The sequence below is a fragment of the Inquilinus sp. Marseille-Q2685 genome (assembly GCF_916619195.1).
GTDB lineage: Bacteria > Pseudomonadota > Alphaproteobacteria > DSM-16000 > Inquilinaceae > Inquilinus.
In genome coordinates, this window is sequence record NZ_CAKAKL010000015.1 from 26,684 (window position 1) to 50,397 (window position 23,714).

At 70.9% G+C, this 23,714-nt stretch carries 22 protein-coding genes; 11 read left to right on the forward strand and 11 right to left on the reverse strand.

Translation table 11 applies throughout. The annotated features are described in order from the left end of the window. Nucleotides 1-58: 58 nt before the first annotated feature. Both LG391_RS33930 and LG391_RS33935 read left to right on the forward strand, forming a co-directional pair. The gene (locus LG391_RS33930) at nucleotides 59-1,660 is read left to right on the forward strand and encodes a CYTH and CHAD domain-containing protein (protein ID WP_225773489.1); all 1,602 of its coding nucleotides are present in this window, start codon (nucleotides 59-61) and stop codon (nucleotides 1,658-1,660) included. Nucleotides 1,661-1,677: 17 nt separating this feature from the next. Beyond that, nucleotides 1,678-2,310, forward strand: a complete 633-nt coding sequence (locus LG391_RS33935) for a ParA family protein (protein WP_225773490.1) — start codon at nucleotides 1,678-1,680, stop codon at nucleotides 2,308-2,310. 126 nt (nucleotides 2,311-2,436) lie between these two features. On the opposite strand, the gene LG391_RS33940 is transcribed toward LG391_RS33935, so the two are convergent. The 3 genes from LG391_RS33940 to LG391_RS33950 all read right to left on the reverse strand — a co-directional run bounded on the left by LG391_RS33940 (nucleotide 2,437) and on the right by LG391_RS33950 (nucleotide 4,512). Next, nucleotides 2,437-2,631, reverse strand: coding sequence for a hypothetical protein (locus LG391_RS33940; protein ID WP_225773492.1), 195 nt, complete (start codon nucleotides 2,629-2,631; stop codon nucleotides 2,437-2,439). A gap of 241 nt (nucleotides 2,632-2,872) precedes the next feature. Beyond that, nucleotides 2,873-3,721 (reverse strand): ABC transporter permease, encoded by an 849-nt coding sequence (locus tag LG391_RS33945; protein WP_225773494.1) that lies wholly within the window; start codon nucleotides 3,719-3,721, stop codon nucleotides 2,873-2,875. A 2-nt stretch (nucleotides 3,722-3,723) separates the two neighbouring features. Then, nucleotides 3,724-4,512 (reverse strand): ABC transporter permease, encoded by a 789-nt coding sequence (locus LG391_RS33950; protein ID WP_225773496.1) that lies wholly within the window; start codon nucleotides 4,510-4,512, stop codon nucleotides 3,724-3,726. A gap of 250 nt (nucleotides 4,513-4,762) precedes the next feature. On the opposite strand from LG391_RS33950, the gene LG391_RS33955 reads away from it, so the two are divergent. Continuing rightward, entirely contained in the window at nucleotides 4,763-5,110 is a 348-nt protein-coding gene (locus LG391_RS33955) for a hypothetical protein (protein WP_225773498.1), read from the forward strand. Nucleotides 5,111-5,130: 20 nt separating this feature from the next. Here the strand turns inward: LG391_RS33955 and LG391_RS33960 are convergent, their stop codons facing one another. From LG391_RS33960 to LG391_RS33970, 3 genes are all read right to left on the reverse strand, one after another. Beyond that, nucleotides 5,131-6,216: an ABC transporter ATP-binding protein gene (locus tag LG391_RS33960; protein ID WP_225773501.1), complete on the reverse strand. Its 1,086-nt coding sequence runs from the start codon at nucleotides 6,214-6,216 to the stop codon at nucleotides 5,131-5,133. Then, entirely contained in the window at nucleotides 6,204-7,907 is a 1,704-nt protein-coding gene (locus tag LG391_RS33965; protein WP_225773503.1) for an iron ABC transporter permease, read from the reverse strand. The genes LG391_RS33960 and LG391_RS33965 overlap by 13 nt, the downstream gene beginning before the upstream one ends. 282 nt (nucleotides 7,908-8,189) lie before the next feature. Continuing rightward, nucleotides 8,190-9,167, reverse strand: coding sequence for an ABC transporter substrate-binding protein (locus LG391_RS33970; RefSeq protein WP_225773505.1), 978 nt, complete (start codon nucleotides 9,165-9,167; stop codon nucleotides 8,190-8,192). A gap of 236 nt (nucleotides 9,168-9,403) precedes the next feature. Here LG391_RS33970 and LG391_RS33975 point away from each other — a divergent pair, with 236 nt between their 5' ends. Next, nucleotides 9,404-9,565: a hypothetical protein gene (locus LG391_RS33975; RefSeq protein WP_225773506.1), complete on the forward strand. Its 162-nt coding sequence runs from the start codon at nucleotides 9,404-9,406 to the stop codon at nucleotides 9,563-9,565. 79 nt (nucleotides 9,566-9,644) lie between these two features. On the opposite strand, the gene LG391_RS33980 is transcribed toward LG391_RS33975, so the two are convergent. After that, entirely contained in the window at nucleotides 9,645-10,742 is a 1,098-nt protein-coding gene (locus LG391_RS33980; protein ID WP_225773509.1) for an MBL fold metallo-hydrolase, read from the reverse strand. A gap of 150 nt (nucleotides 10,743-10,892) precedes the next feature. On the opposite strand from LG391_RS33980, the gene LG391_RS33985 reads away from it, so the two are divergent. The 5 genes from LG391_RS33985 to LG391_RS34005 all read left to right on the forward strand — a co-directional run bounded on the left by LG391_RS33985 (nucleotide 10,893) and on the right by LG391_RS34005 (nucleotide 17,061). After that, a complete protein-coding gene (locus tag LG391_RS33985) occupies nucleotides 10,893-11,942 on the forward strand; it encodes a LacI family DNA-binding transcriptional regulator (RefSeq protein ID WP_255647012.1) in 1,050 nt (349 codons plus the stop codon). A 55-nt stretch (nucleotides 11,943-11,997) separates the two neighbouring features. Next, nucleotides 11,998-13,590, forward strand: a complete 1,593-nt coding sequence (locus LG391_RS33990) for a sugar ABC transporter ATP-binding protein (RefSeq protein ID WP_225773513.1) — start codon at nucleotides 11,998-12,000, stop codon at nucleotides 13,588-13,590. Further along, a complete protein-coding gene (locus LG391_RS33995) occupies nucleotides 13,587-14,903 on the forward strand; it encodes an ABC transporter permease (RefSeq protein WP_225773515.1) in 1,317 nt (438 codons plus the stop codon). Before LG391_RS33990 ends, LG391_RS33995 begins: the two co-directional genes overlap by 4 nt. Beyond that, the gene (locus LG391_RS34000; protein WP_225773516.1) at nucleotides 14,900-15,871 is read left to right on the forward strand and encodes a substrate-binding domain-containing protein; all 972 of its coding nucleotides are present in this window, start codon (nucleotides 14,900-14,902) and stop codon (nucleotides 15,869-15,871) included. The genes LG391_RS33995 and LG391_RS34000 overlap by 4 nt, the downstream gene beginning before the upstream one ends. Before the next feature lie 290 nt (nucleotides 15,872-16,161). Continuing rightward, on the forward strand, nucleotides 16,162-17,061 hold the full coding sequence (locus tag LG391_RS34005) for a hypothetical protein (RefSeq protein ID WP_225773518.1): 900 nt from the start codon (nucleotides 16,162-16,164) through the stop codon (nucleotides 17,059-17,061). 46 nt (nucleotides 17,062-17,107) lie between these two features. On the opposite strand, the gene LG391_RS34010 is transcribed toward LG391_RS34005, so the two are convergent. From LG391_RS34010 to LG391_RS34025, 4 genes are all read right to left on the reverse strand, one after another. Then, the gene (locus tag LG391_RS34010) at nucleotides 17,108-18,340 is read right to left on the reverse strand and encodes a glycosyltransferase (protein ID WP_225773520.1); all 1,233 of its coding nucleotides are present in this window, start codon (nucleotides 18,338-18,340) and stop codon (nucleotides 17,108-17,110) included. Continuing rightward, nucleotides 18,337-18,936, reverse strand: a complete 600-nt coding sequence (locus LG391_RS34015) for a TetR/AcrR family transcriptional regulator (protein WP_225773521.1) — start codon at nucleotides 18,934-18,936, stop codon at nucleotides 18,337-18,339. Before LG391_RS34015 ends, LG391_RS34010 begins: the two co-directional genes overlap by 4 nt. Before the next feature lie 88 nt (nucleotides 18,937-19,024). Beyond that, nucleotides 19,025-21,130, reverse strand: a complete 2,106-nt coding sequence (locus tag LG391_RS34020) for a mechanosensitive ion channel family protein (RefSeq protein ID WP_225773522.1) — start codon at nucleotides 21,128-21,130, stop codon at nucleotides 19,025-19,027. A gap of 60 nt (nucleotides 21,131-21,190) precedes the next feature. Beyond that, nucleotides 21,191-22,246 carry a purine nucleoside permease gene (locus tag LG391_RS34025; protein ID WP_225773524.1) on the reverse strand — a complete coding sequence of 352 codons (1,056 nt, stop codon included), beginning with the start codon at nucleotides 22,244-22,246 and terminating at the stop codon, nucleotides 21,191-21,193. Between the two features lie 237 nt (nucleotides 22,247-22,483). Here LG391_RS34025 and LG391_RS34030 point away from each other — a divergent pair, with 237 nt between their 5' ends. Together LG391_RS34030 and LG391_RS34035 are read left to right on the forward strand one after the other, a co-directional pair. After that, a complete protein-coding gene (locus LG391_RS34030) occupies nucleotides 22,484-22,651 on the forward strand; it encodes a YqaE/Pmp3 family membrane protein (RefSeq protein ID WP_225773526.1) in 168 nt (55 codons plus the stop codon). A gap of 162 nt (nucleotides 22,652-22,813) precedes the next feature. After that, nucleotides 22,814-23,713: an alpha/beta fold hydrolase gene (locus LG391_RS34035; RefSeq protein ID WP_225773527.1), complete on the forward strand. Its 900-nt coding sequence runs from the start codon at nucleotides 22,814-22,816 to the stop codon at nucleotides 23,711-23,713. The last annotated feature ends 1 nt before the right edge of the window (nucleotide 23,714 follow it).

Below are 23,714 nucleotides of genomic sequence, written 5' to 3' on the forward strand. Positions count from 1 at the left end.
CGTTTTGGGTTAGGTACGGGGCTCCGACGTGTGGACGTCGCGGCGCCGGGAGATGTCGATGTCGATCGTTCAGCCGAGCCGGCCGAACGAGCAGCCGGGCGGGGGCGGCCCGCCCCCGGAAGCCCCCGTCGAGATCGAGCTGAAGCTGCGCGTGGCGCCGGGGGATCTCGCCCGGCTTCGCGGTGCGGATGTGCTGACGCGGATCGCGGCCGGGCCCGGCACCACCCGGTCGCTGACCTCCTTCTACTACGACACGCCGGACTGCGCGCTGCAGCGCCGCGGCGTGACTCTGCGCGTGCGCCGCATCGGCCAGCGCTTCGTCCAGAGCCTGAAGACCGAGCGCCGCGGCGACGGGCTGGCCCGCGGCGAATGGGAGGTGGCGCTGCCGGCGATGGTGCCGGCGCCCGAGGCCTTCGACGACCCGGAGGCGAAGGCGCTGCTGGACGGCGTGCCGGTCGAGGCGCTGACCCATCTCTTCACCTCCCGCATCCAGCGCGAGACCCGGATCCTGTCGCTGCCGGACGCGGTGGTGGAATGCGCCTTCGACACCGGCACGATCGAGACCCGCGACGCCAGCGACCCGGTGGCGGAGGTCGAGCTGGAGCTGAAGGAGGGCCGGGCCGCCGCCCTGTACCGGCTGGCGCTGTCCTTCCTGGACGAGGTGCCGCTCAGGGTCAGCGAGGTGACCAAGGCCGAGCGCGGCTATCGCCTGGTGGCGCGCCGCCCCCCCGGGGTGATGTACGACCCGAAGACGCCGCTGACCTCGCGCATGACGGTGGACGAGGCGATCGCCACCGTGCTGGCCCGGTGCCTGCGGCACTGGACCGCCAACGAGGCGGCGGCGGAGGATGGCGGCGACCCCGGCGGCGTGCATCAGATGCGGGTGGCGCTGCGCCGGCTGCGGTCGGCGCTGGCCCTGTTCAAGAAGACCGTGCCCTCGCCCACGCTCGACTGGCTGCGCGAGGAGGCGAAATGGCTGGCCGGCGCGCTGGGGCCGGCGCGCGACTGGGACGTCTTCCTCAACGCCACGGTCGAGCCGCTGGACACGATGCGGCCGGACGATCCCGGCATCGGCGCCCTGCGCGCCGCGGCGCAGCGCCAGCGCGAGGCGGGATACGCCGCGGTGCGCCAGGCCCTGGCCGATCCGCGCTGCGCCCGGCTGCACCTGACCCTCGGCGAGTGGCTGGAGCGGCGGGGCTGGCGCGACCACGCCTCGACCGCGACGCTGACCGCGCTGGTCGAGCCGATCGACGGGCTGGCCGGGCGGCTGATCGGCCGGGCGCATCGCAAGGTGGCGACCCGCGGCCGGCATCGCGCCCGGCTGGACCCGCACCAGCGGCACCAGGTGCGGATCGCGCTGAAGCGGCTGCGCTACGCCATGGATTTCTTCCGCCCGCTGTATCCGGAGAAGCGGGCCAAGCCCTTCGCGTCGCAGCTGTCGAAGCTGCAGGACGCCTTCGGCCATCTCAACGACGTCGCCACCGCCGAGGCGCTGCTGGCACGCCTGACCGGCGAATCCGCGGATCCGGCGCTGCACCGGGCCGCGGGCATGGTGCTGGGCTGGCACGCCCGCGGCGCCGAATCGACCGAGCCGGAGCTGCTGGCGCAATGGGACGCCTTCCGCGCCGTGAGGCCGTTCTGGACGATTCGGGGGGAATGAGCATGGGGGATGCCGGCATGATTTCCGTGCTCGTCGCCAACACCAAGGGCGGCTGCGGCAAGACCACGATCGCGACGACGCTGGCCTCGGCCTTCGCCGGGCAGGGCCGGTTCACCGTCCTGGCCGATGTCGACCGCCAGCATTCCAGCCTGGACTGGGCCAAGCGCCGGCCGGACGCGGCCCCGGCCCTGGCGGGGCTGGACTGGGCGAAGTCGGAATTCGCGGTGCCGAAGGAGGCCGACCGGCTGGTGATCGACGCGCCGGCGGCGCTGAAGATGAAGGATGTCGAGGCGCTGGTGAAGATCGCGGACGTGATCGTCCTGCCGGTGCTGCCCTCGGCCTTCGACGAGGCGGCGACCCGCCGGTTCCTGACCCGGCTGGAGGAGCTGAAGCCGATCCGCAAGAGCCGCGCGGCGGTGGCGATCGTTGGCAACCGGATGCGGGTGCGGACCCGGGCGGCCGCCCAGTTGGACGCCTTCCTGGGCGGGCTGGGGCACACGGTGGTATCGCGGATCCGCGACAGCGCCGCCTATACCGAGGCCGCGGCGGAGGGCCTGAGCGTGTTCGACCTGCGCGGCCGCCGCGCCGAGGAGCTGCGCGAGGACTGGGCGCCGCTGCTGCGGCATATCGAAGAGGCGGGCGCCGCCTAGAGAAACCGCCTGATTAGAGCTAGGTTAAGCAGGAAGAACCGCGCTGCCTCTCCCGCGTCCGGCGGGAGAGGCAAGGCCAGGACGCTCGGCGTCTGATCATGCTCTGACGCCGCCATAACGCAGGGATCAGTGCCGGGCGGTGTAATCGCGCAGCACGTCGGCGATGAAGGTGTTGGCCAGGTCCGACGACGCTTCCGGGTGACGCTTGCGGAACGCCTCGAGCGCGGCGTCGCAGGCCGTCCATTCATCCGCGCCGGCGGCGCGGCGCGCCTCATAGGCGCTGATCACGAGGTCGCTGATGGAAGGAACGGACTGGCCCACGGAACCTCTCCCTTGCGCAATATCGGTGCCTGATGCGGCGAACAATCCGGCAGGTGAAGCTATCAACATTGCACTGCACAATAAGTTCCCTGTCCAGTCGAATCTTCGGGTGAAATCGCTCTGAGCCACTGTCAAAATCGATACAATTTTGAATAAAGCGCCGTCATCCAAGGGGTATGGGACAATATCCGAAATGATGAGGCCGAGATCAGGACAAGATCATGTCCGATATTCGTCGGACCTAGGGCTTCAGCCGCCAGCCGCGGGCGATGAGGAGAGCGGCGCAAGCCCATAGCGCCACGCCGCCGGCGGCCAGGGCCGCGAGGCTGCGGCCGACCGTTTCCGTTCCCGCGCCGCCGAAGGCGATGCGTGCGGCGTCGATCGCGTAGTAGACCGGGTTCAGCGCCACCACGGCCGCGAGCGGGCCGGGCAGCAGCGCGACCGGGGCGAAGACGCCGGACAGGAAGGTGACCGGGATCAGGAGGAAGCCGAAGAAGGCGGCGGCCTGGTCCCATTTCTCCGCCCACAGCCCGACCAGCGTGCCGGCGGCGGCCAGCAGGAAGGCGCCGAGCAGCAGCACCAGGGCCAGCAGCGCCGGGTCGGCCACGCCGGTGCCGGAGGCCAGCAGCAGGGCGATCAGGCAGGGCAGGCCGGTGACGAGGCCGGAGGCGGTGCCGGCCAGGGCGTAGCCGGCCGCCACCTCCCACGCCGCCAGCGGCGGCATCAGGATGTCGCCGACCAGCCGTTCGACCTTGAGGAAGGTGATGCTGTAGACCGTGGCCTCGGCCGCGCGCAGGATCACGACATAGACCACCAGGCCGGGCGCCAGGAACGGCAGCAGCCCCCCAGGCCCGGCCCAGGCGGCCGTCCCAGCCGGATCCCCCGCCGCCTCGCCCGAGGCGATGGCGAACACCGCGACGTAGAGCAGGATCGAGAAGGTCGGGGCGACGATCGTCTCCATCCAGTCCTTGAGATAGGCCCGGAACTCGCGCCGGACCAGCGTGGCCAGGCCCAGCCAGTGCACCGCGCCGTAGCGCCGGACCGGGCGCGCCGCCCCTGCGGGGCGCGCCGCGCCTGCGGGATGCGGCACGGTCACGCCTTCAGCTTGTAGCCGGTGGCGAGCATGCGCAGCAGCAGCGCCAGCAGCGCCGCGTTGACGCCGAGCAGGACCACGATGCCGACGGCCAGCGTGCCGTCGCTGACGCCGATGAAGCCGTAGCGGAACCCGTCGATCATGTAGAAGAACGGGTTGAGATGGGCGACGAAGTGCCAGGCCGGCGGCACCCGGTCGAGCGAGTAGAAGGTGCCGGACAGGAAGGCCAGCGGCGTGACCACGAAGTTGGTCACGGCGGCGATGTGGTCGAACTTCTCCGACCAGATGCCGCCGATGGCGCCCAGCAGCGCCAGCATCATCGAGGCGGCGACGCCGTGGAACAGCACGAAGCCCGGATGGACCGGGTCGACCGGCACGAAGATCCGGATCGCGGCCCAGGTCACCGTCCCGACCAGCAGGCCGCGCACGATGCCGCCGGCGATGTAGCCGGCCGCCAGCTCGGCCGGCGCCAGGGGCGGCATCAGCACGTCGACGATGTTGCCCTGGATCTTGGCGATCATCAGCGAGGAGGAGGTGTTGGCGAAGGCGTTCTGCGCCATCGCCATCATGATCAGCCCCGGTGCCAGGAACTGCAGGAACGGCACCCCCGCCGCCTGCCGGCCGGCGCCGCCGAGGGCGAGCGCGAAGATGGCGTAGAACAGGAGGGTGGTGACCACCGGGGCGGCGATGGTCTGGGTCGCGACCTTGAGGAAGCGGTGGATCTCCTTGGCGGTCAGGGTCCACAGGCCGATCCAGTTGATGCGGCCGATCAGGCGGGGCTGGGGCATGGGCGTTCTTGCGGCGGCGGGCGCGCGACCATAGCCCGGCCTGCGATGGACAGCAAAGGGCCCTTGCCTGCGCCCCGCTGGCTGGCGCAGCACGATTCCAGCATTCGGCAATGCAATTAAATATTGCATAAATTTGCGCAATTGCTCAGAAATTGGCAATTGACTCATTCTGAATATATGATTATCTTCATAATAGAACTCGTTTTATCAATACATTTTTGCCGTAACTTAATAGCAAATGGAGCCGGACGTGCCCGCTTATTTCGCATTCACACAGACATCGGCGCCGGGACAGGAATTCATCATCGAACTCAACGATGACATCAAAATTCAAATGGCCCGCGACATCCTGTCCGGAAAGGAGAAAAACCGAACCCACGTCCACGGGCGGATCATCAAACGCAGGCAGCCCTACAATCCGCGATTCAACTTCTATCTTGACCCTCAGACGATCGATTTCTTCGAGGTGGCGATCGAGGTGTGCGACGCCAGCATGATCTATGTGGAAGACCATCTCGACGAGGCCTGCGGCGCCTTCCTGCCGGGATGCCACTGGTGCCCCTGGGACTCCCGGCTGAGCCGCGAGGTCCTGCCGTAGCCTGCTTTCAGCGGCGGAGGCTACTCCGCCGCCATCGCCCCGGCAGCCGAGTCCGGCGGCATCAGCCAGCCATCCTCGACCTTCAGACGCAGGGCCGAGCCCTCCTCTGGCGGCGGGCCGCGATGGGCGACGCGCAGCACCCGGCCGGGATCGGCGTCCGGCCGGCAGTGCAGGATGGTGACCGCCCCCTCGAACACGGCGCGGTCGAGCCGGACCGGGATGCCCTCGGCCGGATCCACCGCCAGCCCTTCGGCCCGCAGGCAGGCGGTCTGCGTCGGCATGTGCGCCCCCGCGCCGCCGCGCAGCCGCACCGGATGGCCCCACAGCTCGGCGGCGCACAGGCCGGCACCGGCGCCGCCGCGCCAGGTCACCGGCACCACCATGCCGCGGCCGACGAAATCCGCCACCATCGCCGTCGCCGGCTCGGCATAGAGACGCCGCGGCGGCGCCACCTGCTGCAGCCTTCCGTGGTCCATCACCGCGATGCGGTCGGCCAGGGCCATCGCCTCGGCCTGGTCGTGGGTGACGTAGACCACGGTGGCGCCGAGCTGCCGGTGCAGCCGGCGGAACTCCGCCTGCAACGCGTCGCGCAGATGCACGTCGAGATTGGCCAGCGGCTCGTCCATCAGCACCAGGGCCGGCGCCATGGCCAGGCAGCGGGCCAGGGCGACGCGCTGGCGCTGGCCGCCAGACAATGCGTCGGGCCGGGTGTCGGCGCGGTCGGCCAGGCCCACTGCCGCCAGCGCCTGGTCGGACCGCTGCGCCCGCTCCGCCGCCGGCAGCCGGCGGATGCGCAGGGCGTAGTCGACATTCTCGCGCACGGTCATGTGCGGCCAGAGCGCGTAGGACTGGAACACCATGCCGATGCCGCGCTCCTCCGCCGGCACCATCGCCCCGCCCCCCGCGACGACGCGGCCGCCGATCCGGATCGTGCCGGCATCCGGCGCGTCGAAGCCGGCCAGCAGGCGCAGCAGCGTGGTCTTGCCGCAGCCGGAGGGGCCGAGCAGCGCCAGGAACTCGCCCTGCGCCACAGCCAAGTCGACACCGTCGACCGCGATGCGCTGGCCGAAGCGCCGGACGACGCGCTCGATGTCTACGGCAGCCATGGCAGCGATCCCCTAGGCAGGCGGCGGGCGAAGAGGGTGGCGAGTCCGGCGAGGCCGAGCGTGACCAGCACGGTCAGCACGGCGACGGCCGAGGCGGCAGTGGCGGCGCCTTCCGCCTGCAGCGAGAACACCATCACCCCGACCGTCTCGCTGCCGCGCGACCACAGCAGGGCCGAGACGGTCAGCTCGTTGAAGGCGGTCAGGAACACCAGGATGGCGCCGGTCGCGACCGCCGGCGCCGCCACCGGCAGCAGGATGCCGAAGAGGCGCCGCGGCCCGCGGGCGCCGGCCAGCCGGGCCGCCTCCTCTGGCGCCGGGTCGGCCTGGGCGATCGCCGCCGCCACCGGCCGCAGCGCCAGCGCCAGGAACCGGCCGAGATAGGCGGCGAGGATGATCCACAGCGTGCCGTAGAGGCTGATCCCGAGCAGCGGCAGCGGCCGCAGCAGCAGGAGGATCGCGGCGATCGCGGTCAGCACGCCGGGCAGCGCATAGGGCAGGTCGGCCACGGCGTCGAGCCAGCGCATCGCTCGCCAGCGCCGCGCCTCGGCGTAATAGGCCAGGACCAGCCCGACCGCCGCCGTGGCCAGCGCTGCCGCGGCGGCCAGGAGCGCGCTGTTGAGGAAGGCGCGGCGGGTGGCGTCGTGCCGGAACAGGATGTAGCCGAACTGGTCGAGGCTGGCGGTGGCGAGGCTGAGCTCCACCCCCAGCGCCGGCACCAGGGCCGAGGCCAACAGCGCGAGGAGCGGGGCGATCGAGAGCAGGCCGACGATCAGCCAGAGCGCGGCCTCGGCCCAGGGCCGGGCCCGGCCGAGCGGCAGGACGGGGCCGGTCGGCCCGGTACGCACAAGGACGGGCGCCCGCGACGCGGCCCAGCGCTGCAGCCCGAGGCCGAGCGCCGCCAGTGCGGCCAGCACCAGGGCCAACGCCGCGACCTCGCCCAGCACCGATGGGCCGAAGCCGCTGAGCCGCTGGTAGATCAGCGTGGTCAGCACGCTGTAGCGGCCGGGGATGCCGAGCAGCGCCGGCACGCCGAAATTGCCGATGGCCGAGACGAAGGCGAGCGCGGCGCCGGCCCCGAAGGCCGGGCGCAGCAGCGGCAGCAGGATGCCGAGCAGGATCCGCGGCCCCCTGGCGCCGGCGGCGCGTGCGGCCTCGACCAGGTCGCAGGGCAGGCCGCGGATGGCGGCGGTGACGGCGAGGAAGACCAGCGCCGCATGCTCCAGCCCCATGATCCAGACCACCCCGCCGCCGGAATAGAGCGGATGGTTCGGCCAGGGGCCGGTGACGGCGTCGAGCAGGCCGCGGGCCGGGGTGCCGGCGTCGAGCAGCCGGATCCAGGCCAGGGCGGCGATCTGCGGCGGGATCAGCATCGGCAGCAGGCACAGCAGCGCCAGCAAGCCGCGGCGGCGGATGTCGGTCAGTCCGATGGCCAGCGCCAGCCCGCCGCCGACCACGACCGATACCAGGGTCGAGCCGAGGCCGGAGACGACGGTGTTCTGCAGCGCCCGCAGCGTCGCCCGGCCGCCGAGCATGGCCAGCGCCGCCTCCGGCTGCGCCAGCCCCTCGGCGAACAGGCGAAGCAGCGGCAGGGCGCAGAGCAGCAGCACATAGGCCCCGGCCGCCCCGGCCAGGACCGGATCGCCCCAGCGGCGGGGGCGGAGAGTGGGGGCTGATGTGAGAGAATGGCTCACGGGGCCGATGGAACTGTGCTCGACGATCTCGGAGCCTCCGCGTTTAGCCCATCGCGATGGACACGCCTATTCCCCCCTGTCATTGCCGGGCTTGACCCGCTGCTGTCCGGCTCAGGGGAAGGGCACTAAAGCGTGTCCATTTCGGATTTGTTCAATTTTTTTGTCATCCTCGGGCTTGACCCGAGGATCCAGGGGCTTTCAAGAGCCGCTCTCGGTGGCCCCTGGATTGCCGGGTCGAGCCCGGCAATGACAAGGAGGGAGAAGGCGGAGAAGCGAAAAGCCTCACCCGCCGAAGGCGTCGCTGAACTTGCGCTTGTTCTCGTCGACGCCCTTGGCCAGGGTCTCGGCCGAGACCGGCATCAGCTTCAGCGCCGACGCGGCGGAGCGGCCGGGCGGCAGGGCGACGCCGGGCTTGCCGGGGATGTAGCCCTGCTTGGCCATATAGGCCTGGCCGTCATCCGAGAGCAGCCAGTTCACGAAGGTCTTGGCGTCGGCGACATCGTCCGCGGTCTTCAGGATCGCCACCGGCTCGGTCACCACCGACACGCCGTCCGACGGATAGACGAAGTCGACCGGCGAGCCCTTGGCCTTGGCGTTCAGCGCCATGAAGTCGACGATCACGCCGTAGGCCTTCTGGCCGGTGGCCACCGCCTCCATCACCGTGCCGTTGCCCTGGCCGGCGACGGCGCCGTTCTCCGCCAGCTTGTCGAGATAGTCCCAGCCGAGCCCGGGCTGCGCCGCGACGGTGCCGACATGGATCACCGCGGCGCCGGAATAGAGCGGGCTGGCCATGATCACCTGGTCCTTGGCCGCGGCCGACAGCAGGTCGGCCCAGGACTTCGGCGCCGGCACGCCGGACTTGGTGTTCCAGGCGATGCCGGTCGGGATCAGCTTGGTGCCGAAATAGGTCTTGTCCGGGTCGGCGAAGCCGTCGGGAAAGCCCTGGATCGGCGCGTCGGCATAGGCCAACAGGCGGCCGTCATCCTTCAGCTGCTGCATCGCCACCGCGTCGGCGATGAACACCACGTCGGGCTGCGGCGACCCGGCCGCGAACTCCGCCTGCAGCTTGTTCAGCACCTCGGTGGTGCCGGAGCGGAAGAACTCGACCTTCACCTCCGGATGCGCCTTGTTGAACTCGGCGACCAGCGCCGTCATCGCCTCGTTCGGGGTCGAGGTGTAGATCATCAGCGATCCCGGCGCGGCGAGCGCCGCGGTGGATACGGCCGTGACGGCGGCGGCGAGGAGAAGGCGGGTCAGCATCGGCGTCGATCCCAAGGATTTTAGAGAATGCCCGGGGTGCTAGCAGGTTCCGGTTGCAGTTTCGTGACCGGTTCGAGCCGCCGGGGCAAGCCTGCCGTGTCCGGCGGCGATCACCCGGTCGCGATTGGCGATGCTCCGGCCGTGGCGCAGGAACAGGAAGGGCTGCATCGATCTGAATCGTTCCTATGTTATAGAATGCGATCGGACGTCAGCGCATACGCGGGGTCGGGTGCACGATGGACGACAAGACGGACAACCCGGTGCTTGGGCATCTGCGTGCGATCCGGACCGACCTTGCCGAGGTGAAGACCGACCTGCGCGAGGTCAAGACCAGGCTCGGCCTGCTGCTCAGTGATATCGAGCAAATCCGGAAGCGCCTGAACTTCGTCGAGGCCTGATACCAGCGACCGAAACATTCCCGTCATGGCGAGCCCCTTCGCTCCTCGCCATGACGGGAAGGGACATGACCCGCACAAGTCAGATCTCCACGATCTCCTCGAGGGCGATGCGGGCGGGGGCGAAGGCCTTGGTCCAGGCGTCGCGGTATTTGGCGTCGCCGAAGGCCGGCACCACCGTCTCGGCCCCGAGCGCCCGCGCCAGCGCAGCGTTCTGCGACAGCCGCGGATGCACCGGCCAGCGCAGCGCGATCGCCCGCCCCTCCTCCACCGCCTTTCGCGCCGGGGTGCCGGCGGCGACATAGCCGGTGGCGACCACCGGGCCGTCCTCCGCCCTCCAGCCCTCCAGCAGCGGCCTGGCGGCGCCGCCGGTGGCGTTCGGCTTGGCGGCGATGATCGGCCGCTCCGGCGGCGGCTCGACCGACCCGATCGGCTCGATCCGGCTGCGTAGGGAATCCAGCATCGTGCCGGCGCCGGGGCGCAGCCAGGCCGGGTCGGCGATGAGAGCGTCGATCATCGCGCGGTTGGCGTCGCACACCGCCGGCTTCCGGCCGTTCGCGGCCGCGGCGGCCAGCGCCATCTCCGGCCCGCGCCCGCCGGCCGGGGCCAGCAGAAGGGCGCGCTTCGCGGTGAAGACCGGGGCATAGGCGGCCAGCCGCTCCTCATGCGGCGTGTCGTCGTCGCCATAGGAGGCGTCGAGAATGGCGACCCGGGCCCGGGGCGGCTCTGCGTCGACGGCGAAGACCACCGAGTCGAAGCCCATGTCGCCGGCATAGAACAGCCCGCCGCCGATCGCGAGATGCAGCCACACCCCGCCCGGCGCGTGGCCGGAGCGGCCGCAGGTGACGGTGAGGTCGCCGGCCAGCCGGTTGCGGCCGAGGGCCAGCGGCCGTCGGTCGGCCGGCGCGCCCTCCGGCAGCGCCTGCAGCACCGGCGGGGTGGCGTAGACCGGCACCGGCCCGAACCGGTCCGCCGCCTCCGGCAGCGCCGCGACATGGTCGGGATGGGCATGGCTGAGCAGGATGGCGTCGATCGGGCCGAGGCCGGACAGGTCGGGCCGCATGCCCTCGTCCGGCCCGGCGCCGCAGTCGAGCAGCAGCCGCAGCCCGGCCGCCTGCACCAGGAAGCAGGCGGGACCCTTGCCCCCGACCCCCGAGATCGCCCGCACGCTCGCCGTCATCGGATCCTCCAGATCGCAGACCCTGCCTAGACGGGAACGGGGCGGAGCGCCACCGCGTCCCCCGCAGAGGTGCCCTGACGGGCGTCTTGACTCCCGGATGAAACGTTTCATAGTGATGCCATGTCGCAGCGTAAGACGACGATCAGGGAGGTGGCGTCGCGTGCCGGGGTCTCGCTCGGCACGGCGTCCAACGTGTTCAACGGCAAGGCCGGGGTCGGGGCTGAGAGCCGCCGGCGGGTGCTGGAGGCGGCGGAGGCGCTGGGCTACCGCCCGAACAGCCTGGCCGCGGGGCTGCGCCGCCAGCGCACCCGCACCATCGGCCTGGTGGTGCCCGACGTGCTGAACATCGTGTTCAACGAGCTGGTCGAGCATCTCGAGAACATCGCCCTGTCGCAGAGCTACGAGGTGATCATCGTCACCTCGCGCGAGGATCCGGAGCGCGAGCACGAGCGGGTGCGGGCCCTGCTGTCGCGGCGGGTCGACGGGCTGATCATCGTGCCGACCCGCGACTGGTCGGCGACCGAGCGCGAGATGCGGCACCACCGCATCCCGGTGGTGGGGCTGGACCGCGTCGCCGCCCGCGACCATTTCCCGTCCGTCGCGGTCGACAACGCCGCCGCCACCCGGCTGGGCACCGAGCACCTGCTGGGCTTGGGCCATCGCGACCTGGCCTTCGTCATCAACTCCACCCGCCTGTGGAACAGCGCCGCGCGGGTCGAGGGCTTCCTGGCCGCCATGCGTGCCGCCGGGCTGGAGCAGCGGGCCCGCGTCCTGCTGCCGGGCATGACCGAGGAGGAGACCCGAGCCGGGGTGCTGCCCGTGCTGACCGCCGCGGACAGGCCGACCGCGGTGTTCACCGGCAGCAACGTCGCCACGCTGGGCGTGCTGCGGGCGGTGCAGGATGCCGGGATGTCGATCCCGCAGGACCTGTCGCTGCTGGCCTTCGACGATTTCGCCTGGCTGACCGTGCTGCGCCCCTTCGTCAGCGCCATTCGCCAGCCGACCGAGGCGCTGGCCGGCCATGCCTGGCGGATTCTCACCGCGGCCTTCGAGGCGCCGGACCGGCCGGCGGAGCACATCCGCCTGCCGGCGCCGCTGATCGTGCGCGAGACCACGGCCGCGCCGCCCGGAAGGGCGGCGATGCGGCGCCGTATGAAAGCTTTCAAGGACACGGTGGAAGGGACGGCCGGGCCGCCCTGAACCACCGGAACGGGCGGCCGCCACGAAGCCGCCCGCGGCAAAAGAGGGAGGAGAGGTGTCGAGTCCAGTCGCAGAAACTCGTCCGGCCGCGGCGCCGGTGCTGCAGGCCGCGGGCATCGGCAAGGCCTTCGCCGGGGTGACGGTGCTGCACGGCGTTGGCCTGGACGTGTTCCCGGGCGAGATCCACGCGCTGATGGGCGAGAACGGGGCCGGCAAGTCGACGCTGATGAAGATCCTGGCCGGCATCTACGCCGACTATGACGGCACCATCCTGGTCGACGGCGTACCGCGCGCGTTCGCCGGGGTGCGCGACGCCGAGGAGGCCGGCATCGGCATCATCCACCAGGAGCTGAACCTGGTGCCGGGCATGACCGTGGCCGAGAACATCTTCCTGGGCCGCGAGCCGCTGCGCGGCGGCATCTTCGTCGACGGGCGCGCCCTGCGCGACGCGGCGGCGCGGCTGATCCGCCGGCTGGGCATCGCCGTCGACCCGGAGGCGCGGGTGGGCAGCCTGCGGGTCGGCGAGCAGCAGCTGGTCGAGATCGCCAAGGCGCTGTCGCTGGACACCCGCATCCTGATCATGGACGAGCCGACTTCCGCCCTGTCGCAGGCCGAATGCGCCACCCTGTTCGGCGTGGTGCGGCAGCTGGCGCGCGACGGCGTCGCGGTCGTCTACATCTCGCACCGGATGGACGAGGTGATGGAGCTGGCCGACCGCGTTACCATCCTGCGCGACGGCCGCCACGTCGTCACCGCCCCGATCGCCGAGCTGACGCGGGAGCGGATCATCGCCCATATGGTCGGCCGCGAACTGGCCCGCGCGGAGCATCCGGCCGGGCGAGGCGGCGCCGGCGGCCGGCCGGTGCTGTCGGTCCGCGACCTGTCGCTGGAGGTGCCGGGCCGGCGCGGCGGCTGGCGCCGGGTGCTGGACGGCGTCGGCTTCGACCTGCATGCCGGCGAGATCCTGGGCATCGCCGGCCTCCTGGGCGCCGGCCGCACCGAGATCCTGGAGACGATCTTCGGCTCCGCCCGCGGCCGCCGCGGCGGCACCATCCGCATCGACGGCGAGGCGGTGGCGATCGACGACCCGGCCGCGGCCAAGCGCCACGGCCTGGCGCTGGTGACCGAGGACCGCAAGGTGACCGGCCTGCTGCTCGGCGCCTCGATCCGCGACAACCTGGCCCTGCCCTCGCTGCCCGCGCTCGCGCGCCTCGGCCTGCGCCGCTTCGGGCGCGAGGCGAATCTCGCGCGCGGCACCATCGGCCGGCTCGGCGTACGCTGCACCGGGCCGCAGCAGCCGGCCGGGCGCCTGTCCGGCGGCAACCAGCAGAAGGTGGTGATCGGCAAGTGGCTGGCCACCGCCCCGCGCGTGCTGCTGCTGGACGAGCCGACCCGCGGCATCGATGTCGGCGCCAAGAAGGAGATCTACGATCTGGTCTTCGCCCTGGCCGACCAGGGCATCGCCATCCTGCTCGTCTCCTCCGAGCTGTCGGAGTTGCTGCTGCTCGCCGACCGCATCCTGGTGATGTGCGAAGGCCGGCAGACCGGCCTGCTGTCCCGCGCCGAGGCCGGCCAGGAGGCGATCATGGAGCTCGCCTCCCCCCGCACGTCCCACCCCGTTTCCCGATCTGTCGAGACCGTGTCATGACCGTGCTTCGCCTCCTGTCCCGCACCAAGCTGTACTGGGGCCTGCTGGTCATCCTGCTGATCGGCATCGCCTTCTCGCCGGTCAGCGGCAGCGGCCGCAACATCTTCCTGTCCTACGGCAACCTGACCGACGTGCTGCGCCAGGTGTCGATCACCGGCCTGGTCGCCGTCGGCATGACCGTGGTGATCCTGATCGCCGGCATCGACCTGTCGGTCGGGTCGGTGATGGCCTTCGGCACGGTGCTGACCGCGACGCTGCTGACCGAGGCTGGCTGGACCAGCTCCGCCGGCGTCGCCGTGCCGGCCGCCATCCTGGTCGCCTTCGCCGCCGCCTTCTTGCTGGTCCGCTTTCTCGGTCGGGGCTTGAGGCACACCGAGGGGCCGGTCGGCGCCCGCCGGCGACCGGGCCGCGACCCGCTGCGCGACGGCTGGATCCCCGGCGCCGCCGGCCTGGCCCTGGCGGCGCTGGTGGCCGCCTGGCTGGTGCCGCAGGTCGGCACCAAGTTCGGCGTCCCGGCCCTGCTGGTCGCCGTGCCCTGCGCCGGGCTGATGGTCGGCGCGGTCAGCGGCGCCATCATCGTCGCCGGACGGCTGCAGCCCTTCATCGTCACCCTCGCCATGATGGTCGGCATGCTGGGCCTGTCGCGCCTGACCGCGGGGCAGGACAGCGCCGTGCTGCCGGTCTATGCCGGCACCAACGCCACCGAGGACATCGAGCTGCTGCGCAGCATGCTGTGGGGCGTGCTGCCGGTGCCCGGCATGTTCTTCCTGGCCGCGGTCGCGGTCTTCGCCGTGCTGCTGCGCCTGACCGTGTTCGGCCGCTACGTCTACGCCATCGGCGGCAACGAGGAGGCGGCGCGGCTGTCCGGCATCCCGGTCGACCGGGTGAAGATCGCCGCCTACGCCTTTTCCGGCATGCTCGCCACCCTGGCCGGCATCCTCTATGTCGCCCAGTACCGCCAGGGCAAGCCGGATGCCGGGGCGGGGCTGGAGCTGGACGCCATCGCCGCGGTGGTGATCGGCGGCACCAGCCTGATGGGCGGCCGCGGCGCCCTGGCCGGCACGCTGGTCGGCGTCCTGATCTTCGGGCTGCTGTCGAACATCCTGCAGCTCCACAACATCAACTCCAACCTGCAGCTGGTGTTCAAGGGGGCGATCATCGTCGTCACCGTGCTGCTGCAGGAGCGCAACCTGGCCGATCTGCTGGCGCCGTTCCGCACGGCGCGCGCAGCCCGGCGGGACCCCGCCGCCCGATCCGAGGCGCCGGGCCAACAAGGATCGTCGCTGATCCATCGGGAAGGAACGCAACCATGAACCGTCGCGATCTGTTGAAAACCACCGCGCTGGCGCTGGGCGCCGGCGTCACCCTGCACCTGCCCGCCGGCTGGACCCCGGCCCGCGCCGCTGCCCAATGGCGCATCGGCTTCTCCCAGGCCACGACGCTGGAGCCGTGGCGGGTGCAGTTCAACAAGGACATCAAGGCCGAGGCCGAGAAGCACCCGGAGGTGGAGCTGCTGATCGCCGATGCCGAGGACAAGACCGAGAAGCAGGTCGCCGATGTCGAGAACTTCATCCGGCAGGAGGTGAACGCCCTGCTGATCTCGCCGAAGGAATCGGCCGGCCTGACCGGGGTGGTGGAAAAGGCGATCGACGCCAAGATCCCGGTCTTCGTGCTGGACCGCAACGTCGACACCGACCGCTACACCCAGTTCATCGGCGGCGACAACGTCGTGATCGGCAAGGCGGTCGGCGACTTCGTGGTCAAGGCGCTGGGCGGGCCGGGCCAGGCCAAGGGCAACGTGGTCGAGATCTGGGGCGGGCTCGGCACCCAGCCGGCGCATGACCGGTCGAACGGCTTCCATTCGGTGGCCGACAAGGAGCCCGGGCTGAAGTTCCTGCTGGACAAGCAGTCGGCCGACTGGAAGCAGAACCTGGCCTACGACATCATGTCGACCGCCCTGCGCAACTTCGAGACCATCGACCTGGTCTACGGCCACAACGACCCGATGGCCTATGGCGCCTATCTCGCCGCCAAGGATGCGGGCCGGGAGAAGGAGATCAAGTTCGTCGGCGTCGACGGGCTGCCGAACGAGGGCGTGGTCTGGGTCAACAAGGGCGAGCTGGCGGCCACCTTCCTCTACCCCACCCCCGGCGCCGAGGGCCTGCGCCAGGCGGTGAAGCTGCTGAAGGGCGAAAAGGTCGAGAAGACGATCGTGCTGCCGACCCTGACCATCACCAAGGAGAACGCGCCGGAGATCCTGAAGCAGAACGGGCTGATGTGATCGCGCCCCGTCCCGGGCCGGGCTGCATCGGCCGTCCCCGGCCCGGGACTCGGCATCGACCCACCAAAGGATCGAATCAATAAGCATAAACCTTTATCCGATTTCTGATTGCAATTCCCTGAAGACAAAGCCGGCAATTAACCTTATCTTAAGCACCCCATTATTGGGGTTTATTTGACACACGATGTGTTGACCGAAATCGAGACGCGCCGGCCGCAGATTTAAAGCCGGCTCGACTGGATCTTCCCAGCCGTCGCTGTTGTCCTCGACCACGAGCGGGACGAACGGCCATGAAACACGGATTCCGCCTGGTGGCGTGCCTTCTCTTGGCCGCCTGTGGCAACGTTCCCAACCCTGCGGCGCCGCTGGTCACCGAGGGGCCGCTGACCACGGTGCCCTGGCCCGGCACCGTCATTCCCGGCGTGACGCCGCCGATGCCGCGGGTCGCGGCGATGCCCGAGCCGTCGCCGCCCGACGCGGTCGCCGAGGTGGGCGCCGGGCCCGGCTGCCGGTCGGACGGGCTGAGCCCGACCCAGCGGGCCATCTGCGGGTCTCCGACGGCGCTGTGGCTGGACCGCCAGCTCGACGGCATCCAGGGCTGGAAGACCGCCGGGCCGGCCGCCGTCGGCCGCGCCGAGACCGACGCCATGCGCCTGGCCGTGCGCCGCTGGATCGGGCAGTGCGGCGCCGACATCGCCTGCATCCAGTCGCGGCAGCTCGGCATGCTGCGCACCCTGACCGCCTCGATCGACGCGGCGCGATGGGGCGGCCGCTACGACGGTCCCCATTGGACCATGTATGTCCTGCCGGCCCAGTATGTCGGCGAGGTCAACGTGTTCTTCACCCTGGACCACAACGGCCGCGAATGCGCGCTGGCGCTGACCGGGGTGCGCCTGGACCTGCACGACCGCTTCCCGCTGCCGGACCTGCGCGCCGGGGCGATCGGCGGCAGCGACCGCCTGTACCTGGCCGATCCGGACAACCCCTCGGCCCTGATCCGCTTCACCCGCGTCGGCTCCAAGGTCTGGATCAACCGCGACGGGCGCACCCCGGCTCTGGACCGGCAATGCCGGGCCGGGGCGATCTACGGCGAGTACCGCAAGGACGACGCCAGGAAGCCGCTGGTCAGCTATCTCGGCGCGCCGGGGCTGGAGCCGCTGCCGCCGCACATCATGGTGCCGGGGGCGTGAGCTCCAGCATTGGCGGAGGCCGACGGCGGCGGGTTGTCCCGGCAGATCATGTGGCCATGATCGTTTCGATCGCCGTGACGGCGGCGCCCAGACCGTCCTCCGCCGCCATGGATTCGCCGACCGCTTTCGCACGCTGCCTTGTCCCTGCGCTTTCGGCGAACGCGATGCCACGCGCCAATCGGGCGGCGCTGAGCGCCCTGCCCGGCACGGCCGGCGGCGCCACGCCGATCCGCGTGAGGCGGTCGGCCCAGAAGAACTGGTCGCCGGCGAAGGGTACGGGAACGGACGGCACGCCGGCCCGTGCCGCCGAATGCGTCGTCCCGGAGCCGCAATGGTGGATCACCAGGGACATGCGTGGGAACAGCCAGCTGTGCGGAGTATCGCCGATCGCCAGGAAATTGGCCGGGAGACGCGCGACGTCGATGCCGCTCCACCCCTCGTGGAAGACGGCCCGGCGCCCGTCGACCGCGTCGATGACCGCCCTGACGATCGCATCGCGATCGAAGCCGAGCATGCTGCCGAAGCCGACATAAAGAGGCGGTTCCCCGGCCGCCAGGAAGTCGAGCAGCTGCGGCGACGGCGACCAGCGCGGCGGAGGCAGGGTCCATTGACCGCAGACAAGCGCGTTGGCCGGCCAGTCCGACGGGCGCGGCAGCAGGCTGGGCGAAACGCCGTACAGCATGGGATGCCGGGTCCAGAGATCCCGCCGGGGCGGCAGCTCGCCGACGGCGGCGCGGGCCGCATTCGTCGCGTCGCGGAAGGACCGCCACAGCATGGTATTGACCAGGTGATGACTGGCGCGATGGAGGAAGCGGGGCACGATCCCGGGCGGAAGGAAGGGTGACGGGAACGCGGCCGTCGGCGTGATCGGGATGAGGCCGGCCCCGATCGCCTTCACGCCGAGATGCTCCGCCGCCGAGAGACCGATAAACGCGGCAAGGCCGGAGACGATGATCGCGTCGCATCCGCGCCCGTTGTCGACCACCGTGCGCATCCAGGCCCCGGCATTCGTGTTCGCGATGCGCGACAGGGCCTTCACGGTATGGGTGACCCGGCGCCCCCCGGCGACGGCGGCGGAGATCGCGTCGCCGGATCGCAGGGTTCCGCGTATGTCGCCGGCGAGCGCGACGGCTGGAACGCCCATGGCCCCGGCGCTGCCGAGCGTGGCGCTGTCGGCCAGCAGCATGGACTCGTGACCCGCGTCCATGAGCGCCCGGCATAGCGCCGCGAGAGGACGGGCATCACCCTCCGTTCCGTAAGTCACGACGAGAAACTTCATGCCTGTGCCGCCGCCCCCGCCAGGAAGAAGTCGAGCGCCTGTGCGAGTTCCTCTTCCAACGATATCCCGGCGTCGCCGAGCCAGGTCATCAGCGCGCACAGGTAGAGAAAGTGCAGGTAGCGAGCGAGCTGCCCTGCCGGCGCGTCACGCCGAATCTCGCCAGCGTCCTGTGCGTCGGCGATCAAGCGCACGTAAGCGCCGACCATGTCGGACGAAGGCTGGCCGTCTTCCGCCCGTCCGACGTCCTGGAAGCGATACCGGATATAGGGCGCGGCGAACTGGCGGTGAGCATCCCACCAGCGGGCCGACGCCTGGAACAGCCCCGCCAGGCGGGAAGCGAAGCCGGTGCGCGAGAGCACGCCTTGCATGAGCGGCACCAGGTCGCGCGCCAGTTCCGCATGCATCCAGTGCGCCAGCACCGCTTCCTTGACCGGAAAGTGGTTGTACAGCGTGCCTCGCGCGACATCGGCTTCGGCCGCGATCTGCTCCATCGAGACGGCCTCGTACCCATGACGCTCGAACAGCGCATGGGCCACCGCGGCGATGTGGTCGCGCGTCTGCTTCCGCTTCCGCGATAGCCGGTCCGGACGGATCATGGTTGCGTTCAGATAAATGGACAATGTCCATTACTAGACATTGTCCAGATATAGTCAAGCTGTCCGGTCCGGCCTCCCGGCGTCGCCGTCAGCCCGGTGCCGGACCACCGGTTGCAGCGATCGCGGCGGCGGCCAGGGCGGGGTCGGGCTCGCCACCGTCATGGCTGCGCACCACCACGTCGCGCCGGGCCAGGTGGATGCCGGCGGCGTCGAACTCCTCGAGGATGCGCTGGTACAGCTGGCGCCGGATCAGGAACTGCTCGCCGGGTCGGGCCGTGAACTTGACGCCGACCACCATGTTGAACTCCTCGATCTGGCGCACGCCCTGGGATTTCGGCGGGTCGATCAGATGCGGGCCCAGCGTCGGGTCGGCCGCAATCTCGGCGCCGATCTTCTTCACGATCTTCTTCACCTGGTCGACATCGGTGTCGAAGGGCACCCGGAACTCCAGCTTCATCACCACCCAGTCGCGGCTGAGATTGGTCATCGCCCGGGCCTCGCCGAACGGCACCGTCTGCAGCGCGCCGCGCTGGTGGCGCAGCTTGAGCGAGCGGATCGAGATCGCCTCGACCGTGCCCTTGAGGTTGCCGATCTCGACATATTCGCCGACCCGGAACGCATCCTCGAGCAGGAAGAAGACGCCGGAGACGATGTCCTTCACCAGGGTCTGGGCGCCGAAGCCGATGGCCAGGCCGACCACCCCGGCGCCGGCCAGCAGCGGCCCGATGTCGATGCCGAGCGACGACAGCACCACCAGCACCGCGACCGTGGCCAGGGTGACGAAATAGGCGTTGCGGAACAGCGGCAGCAGCGTGCGCAGCCGCGACTGATGCGCGGCGTCGGTCGCCGACATCGTCGCGGTCGACCGGCTCAGCTGGTGGTCGATCAGGGCCCGGCCGAGATGCCACAGCAGGTCGACCACGATCAGCGTCAGCACGATGCGAAGGACGGCGCGCAGCGCCATGGCGCCCGGATCCCCCGCCGCCATCATCGCCCGCATCGAATCGACATCCCAGCGGTCGGCCAGGAAGGCGAGCGCGCCGAGGATGACCAAGGCCTGGGCGGTGCGTTCCACCAGCATGGCCAAGGGCCGGTCCTTGCCTTCGATCGAATCCGGCGACGCCACCGACCGCGCCGCCTCCCGGATCTGATGCAGGCCCCAGGGCAGGAGGGCCAGCACGAACACCGTGACCGCGGCACGGGCGGCACCGAGCGCGACCAGGACCGCCGCCGCCGCCATCGCCACCGTGACCAGCCAGCGCGCGAGGTCGTCCTTGAGGCCCGGCTGGTCGGTCCAGGCCCGACGGCGCCAGGTGAAGGCGACGACCAGGGCCAGCACCAGGAAGGAGGTCAGCTCGCGGATCAGCAGCGCCGCGTCCTCCGGCGCGTCCAGCCGGCGCATCAGCCGGGCCAGGAACACGCCGCCGATCATCACCGTCGGGATCGCGATCAGCCAGCGCATGATCACCGGGATCACCGTTTCCGGAACCGCGACCAGGCGCAGGTCCGGCCGGCCGGGGGCGAGGCCGAGCCGCAGCACCGCCCGCGCCAGCCGGCCAACCAGCACGATGGCGAGCAGGGCGATGACCAGGTGCTGGAAGCCGTGCGGCCAGGTGAAGATCAGGAAGATGCCGAGGCTGCCGACGGCGAAGGCGACCACGGCGCCGACGGCGAAGACCAGCCGGGCGGCGAAGACGGCGAGATGCTCGCCGATCCCGGCGCCCGGCGCGTGGATCAGCCGGTGGCGGATCGAGGCGGTCAGGCGCCGGAACAGCCATTCGGCCAGGATGCCGATGCCGACGAAGCCGCCGACCGCCAGGACCAGGCCGAGCAGCCCGAGCTCCGCCAGCGCCTGGCCGATCCGGGCCCCGACCGCGGCCAGGATGCCCGGCAGGTCGCGCGCGGTCGCGGCGTACCATTGCAGCTTGCTGCGGGTCTGCATCCGCATCATGTCGATCTCGTCCATCTCGGACGAGGCCGCCGCGGCGGCCGGCGCCGCCCCCTGCTGCGCCGGCACGGCCTGCCGCTGCGCCAGCCAGCCCTGCACCTCGGGGTTGCGCAGCAGGTCGAGCAGCTGCTGCACCGAGGCCGGCGGGGGCTGCTCCGCCGTCGCCGGCGCGGGCACCTGCTGGGCCCAGCTTGGCGCGCCGAGCAGGACCAGCACCGCGATCAACAGGCCCCGGAACCAACGCATCCGCCCCTCCCGTCCCCCAGCCCGCATGCTGTCGCGCCGCGGGACCGGTGGCAACGGTCCTTATGGGCGTGACAGCTGGACGGCGGCGGGGACCCCCGCCTGCCACGCCGCCCAGTCCTTGACCACGGCCTGGACGAAGGGAGCGCCGGCGGCGGCGAGGTTGGCGATCGCGATCGGGAAGCCGCCGGACCTGGCTTGCAGCGATTCCACCGCCGTCTGGCCGGGATGCGGCCGGTCGAAGTTGGAGGCGGTGCGCAGCACCGCGACCCGCCGGGTGTCGACCAGACCGGCCTCCTCGCCCCGCCGCAGCGCCTCGAAGGTGGCGTTGTCCTCCTGCTGCGTCGTGCAGTAGTCGCCCTTGCCGTCGGTCAGGAGAGCCACCCACTCCTTGGCCCGCTTGCCGATCAGGGCACCGTGCCAATAGGTGTCGCCGGCCAGCGTGTCGCATTGCACGACCTTGGGCGGCTGGTTGGCCGGGGCTTCGGGATAGCGGGCGCGATAGGCCGCCGCGGCCTCGCCGTCGGCCAGCCTGGCGTCCCTGCTCAGGGCCAGGGCCGCCTGCAGCAGGTCCTCGTTCAGCTGGAACACCTCGGTCCGGTAGTTGAGCGGCGGCTTCCCGGCGGGATCCTTCGCCCCGATGCCGAGATAGCCGCCGGCCCAGCCCGGCGGCATCTCACGGGCGTCGATCTCGTGCTGGATGCCGAAATCGACCAGGTAGCGGGCCCAGGCGGCGGTGCCGAGCGTGCCCTTGGCCGGGTCGATCCCGGCGATGCCGGCGATCAGCACATAGGCGCGGGTCAGGTCGAACTGGCGGCTCCACAGCAGCGCCATGGTCGAGGCGGCGGCATTGGCGTGGCCCATGCCGGTGGTCATCTGGCACACCCCGTCGGCGTTGCAGTGCACGGCGGGATAGTCGGGCGAGAGGCCGGGCACCGCGATCTCCTGGTCGAGATGCAGCTGTTCGATCCAGGGCTTCGCCTCTGGACCGAACATCGAGATGACCAGCACCTTGACCGGCCGCGGCGCGGCCGGCGTCTGGGCCTGGGCGGCGGGACAGGCTGCGAGCAGCGCCAGCATCGCCATTCCCGCGATGTGCTTCAGTTCGGGCAGGGGCAAGGGGAAGGCTCCATCGAATCGGGTCGAAGCCGCGGACGGGCCGGGCCGGACGCAGCCTACCGCAATCCGCGGGCCGCGCGGTGCTCCGGCATCATCATTGCAAAGCAAACGACGTGCCGGAATGGCGCCGTCCGGCCGCCCGGTGAAACAGCCAGCAACAAATCGTTACGCCCCCGAGATTGTCCGCGCCGCCCGGCAACGCTAGGGAAGGGCAGGATCCACCACCCGGACAGACTGTTGGCCACCTTCCTGTACATCCTCGCCTTCCTCTGCCCGCCGCTTGCCGTCTATCTCGACATCGGCGCCGGCGATGAGCTGCGGCTGAACATCATACTGACCATCCTGGGCTGGATTCCCGGCATCATCCACGCGCTGTATATCCTGTCGATCCATCCGCCGCACTGACGGCGCCCCCCGTCACAGCGAAGGCCCGGTTGCCCGCAATCGCGGCAAGTGGCATCGACGGCCGACAGGTCGATCCGATCGCCTTCGGCGTAGCGGGGATCCGCATGAGTCCGGCCGCCGGATGTGCTCCAATGGCCGGATCCGAATGCAGGAGTCGCGACCATGCTGAAGCGGATCGAGGCCGGGGTGCTGGACGTCGCCTATGAGGAGACCGGCGACCCCTCGGGCTGGCCGGCGGTGCTGCTGCACGGCTTCCCCTACGACATCCACAGCTATGACGAGGTGGCGCCGCATCTGGCCGCGCAAGGCGCCCGGGTGATCGTGCCGTATCTGCGCGGCTACGGCCCGACCCGGTTCCTGTCGGCGGCGACGCCGCGGTCGGGCGAGCAGGCGGCGCTGGGGCAGGACCTGCTGGATCTCCTGGACGCGCTGGGGATCGAATCGGCGGTGCTGGGCGGCTACGACTGGGGCGGACGCGCCGCCTGCATCGTCGCGGCGCTGTGGCCGCAGCGGGCGCGCGGCCTGGTCTCGGTCAACGGCTACAACATCCAGGACATCGCCAGGTCCGGCGAGCCGGCCTCGCCCGAGGCCGAGTTCCGCTACTGGTACCAGTACTATTTCCACGGCGAGCGCGGCCGGAAGGGGCTGGAGCGCAACCGGCGCGAGCTGTGCCGCCTGCTGTGGCGGCTGTGGTCGCCGGAATGGCGCTTCGACGACGCCACCTGGGAGCGCAGCGCCGGATCCTTCGACAACCCCGATTTCGTCGATGTCGTGATCCAGTCCTACCGCCACCGCTTCGCCCTGGCCGAGGGCGACCCGGCGGTGGCGGAGGTGGAGCGCCGGCTGGCGGCGCAGCCGCCGATCACGGTGCCGGCGATCACGCTGGATGGCGACGCCGACGGGGTGATGCCGCCCGGCGGCACCGCCCATCACGCCAGCCGCTTCACCGGCCGGCACGAGCATCGCGTGGTGTCACCCGGCATCGGCCACAACCTGCCGCAGGAGGCGCCCGAGGCCTTCGCCGAGGCAATGCTGACGGTCAGGGACTGGGCCGGCCGCTGAC

Coding starts and splice junctions, on each gene's coding strand:
- LG391_RS34015 (WP_225773521.1), bottom strand. CDS start 18,936: ATGATCCGTCCGGACCGGCTATCGCGGAAGCGGAAGCAGACGCGCGAC.
- LG391_RS33930 (WP_225773489.1), top strand. CDS start 59: ATGTCGATCGTTCAGCCGAGCCGGCCGAACGAGCAGCCGGGCGGGGGC.
- LG391_RS33950 (WP_225773496.1), bottom strand. CDS start 4,512: ATGCCCCAGCCCCGCCTGATCGGCCGCATCAACTGGATCGGCCTGTGG.
- LG391_RS33975 (WP_225773506.1), top strand. CDS start 9,404: ATGGACGACAAGACGGACAACCCGGTGCTTGGGCATCTGCGTGCGATC.
- LG391_RS34005 (WP_225773518.1), top strand. CDS start 16,162: ATGAAACACGGATTCCGCCTGGTGGCGTGCCTTCTCTTGGCCGCCTGT.
- LG391_RS34000 (WP_225773516.1), top strand. CDS start 14,900: ATGAACCGTCGCGATCTGTTGAAAACCACCGCGCTGGCGCTGGGCGCC.
- LG391_RS34010 (WP_225773520.1), bottom strand. CDS start 18,340: ATGAAGTTTCTCGTCGTGACTTACGGAACGGAGGGTGATGCCCGTCCT.
- LG391_RS33970 (WP_225773505.1), bottom strand. CDS start 9,167: ATGCTGACCCGCCTTCTCCTCGCCGCCGCCGTCACGGCCGTATCCACC.
- LG391_RS34035 (WP_225773527.1), top strand. CDS start 22,814: ATGCTGAAGCGGATCGAGGCCGGGGTGCTGGACGTCGCCTATGAGGAG.
- LG391_RS33980 (WP_225773509.1), bottom strand. CDS start 10,742: ATGACGGCGAGCGTGCGGGCGATCTCGGGGGTCGGGGGCAAGGGTCCC.
- LG391_RS34020 (WP_225773522.1), bottom strand. CDS start 21,130: ATGCGTTGGTTCCGGGGCCTGTTGATCGCGGTGCTGGTCCTGCTCGGC.
- LG391_RS33960 (WP_225773501.1), bottom strand. CDS start 6,216: ATGGCTGCCGTAGACATCGAGCGCGTCGTCCGGCGCTTCGGCCAGCGC.
- LG391_RS33935 (WP_225773490.1), top strand. CDS start 1,678: ATGATTTCCGTGCTCGTCGCCAACACCAAGGGCGGCTGCGGCAAGACC.
- LG391_RS33995 (WP_225773515.1), top strand. CDS start 13,587: ATGACCGTGCTTCGCCTCCTGTCCCGCACCAAGCTGTACTGGGGCCTG.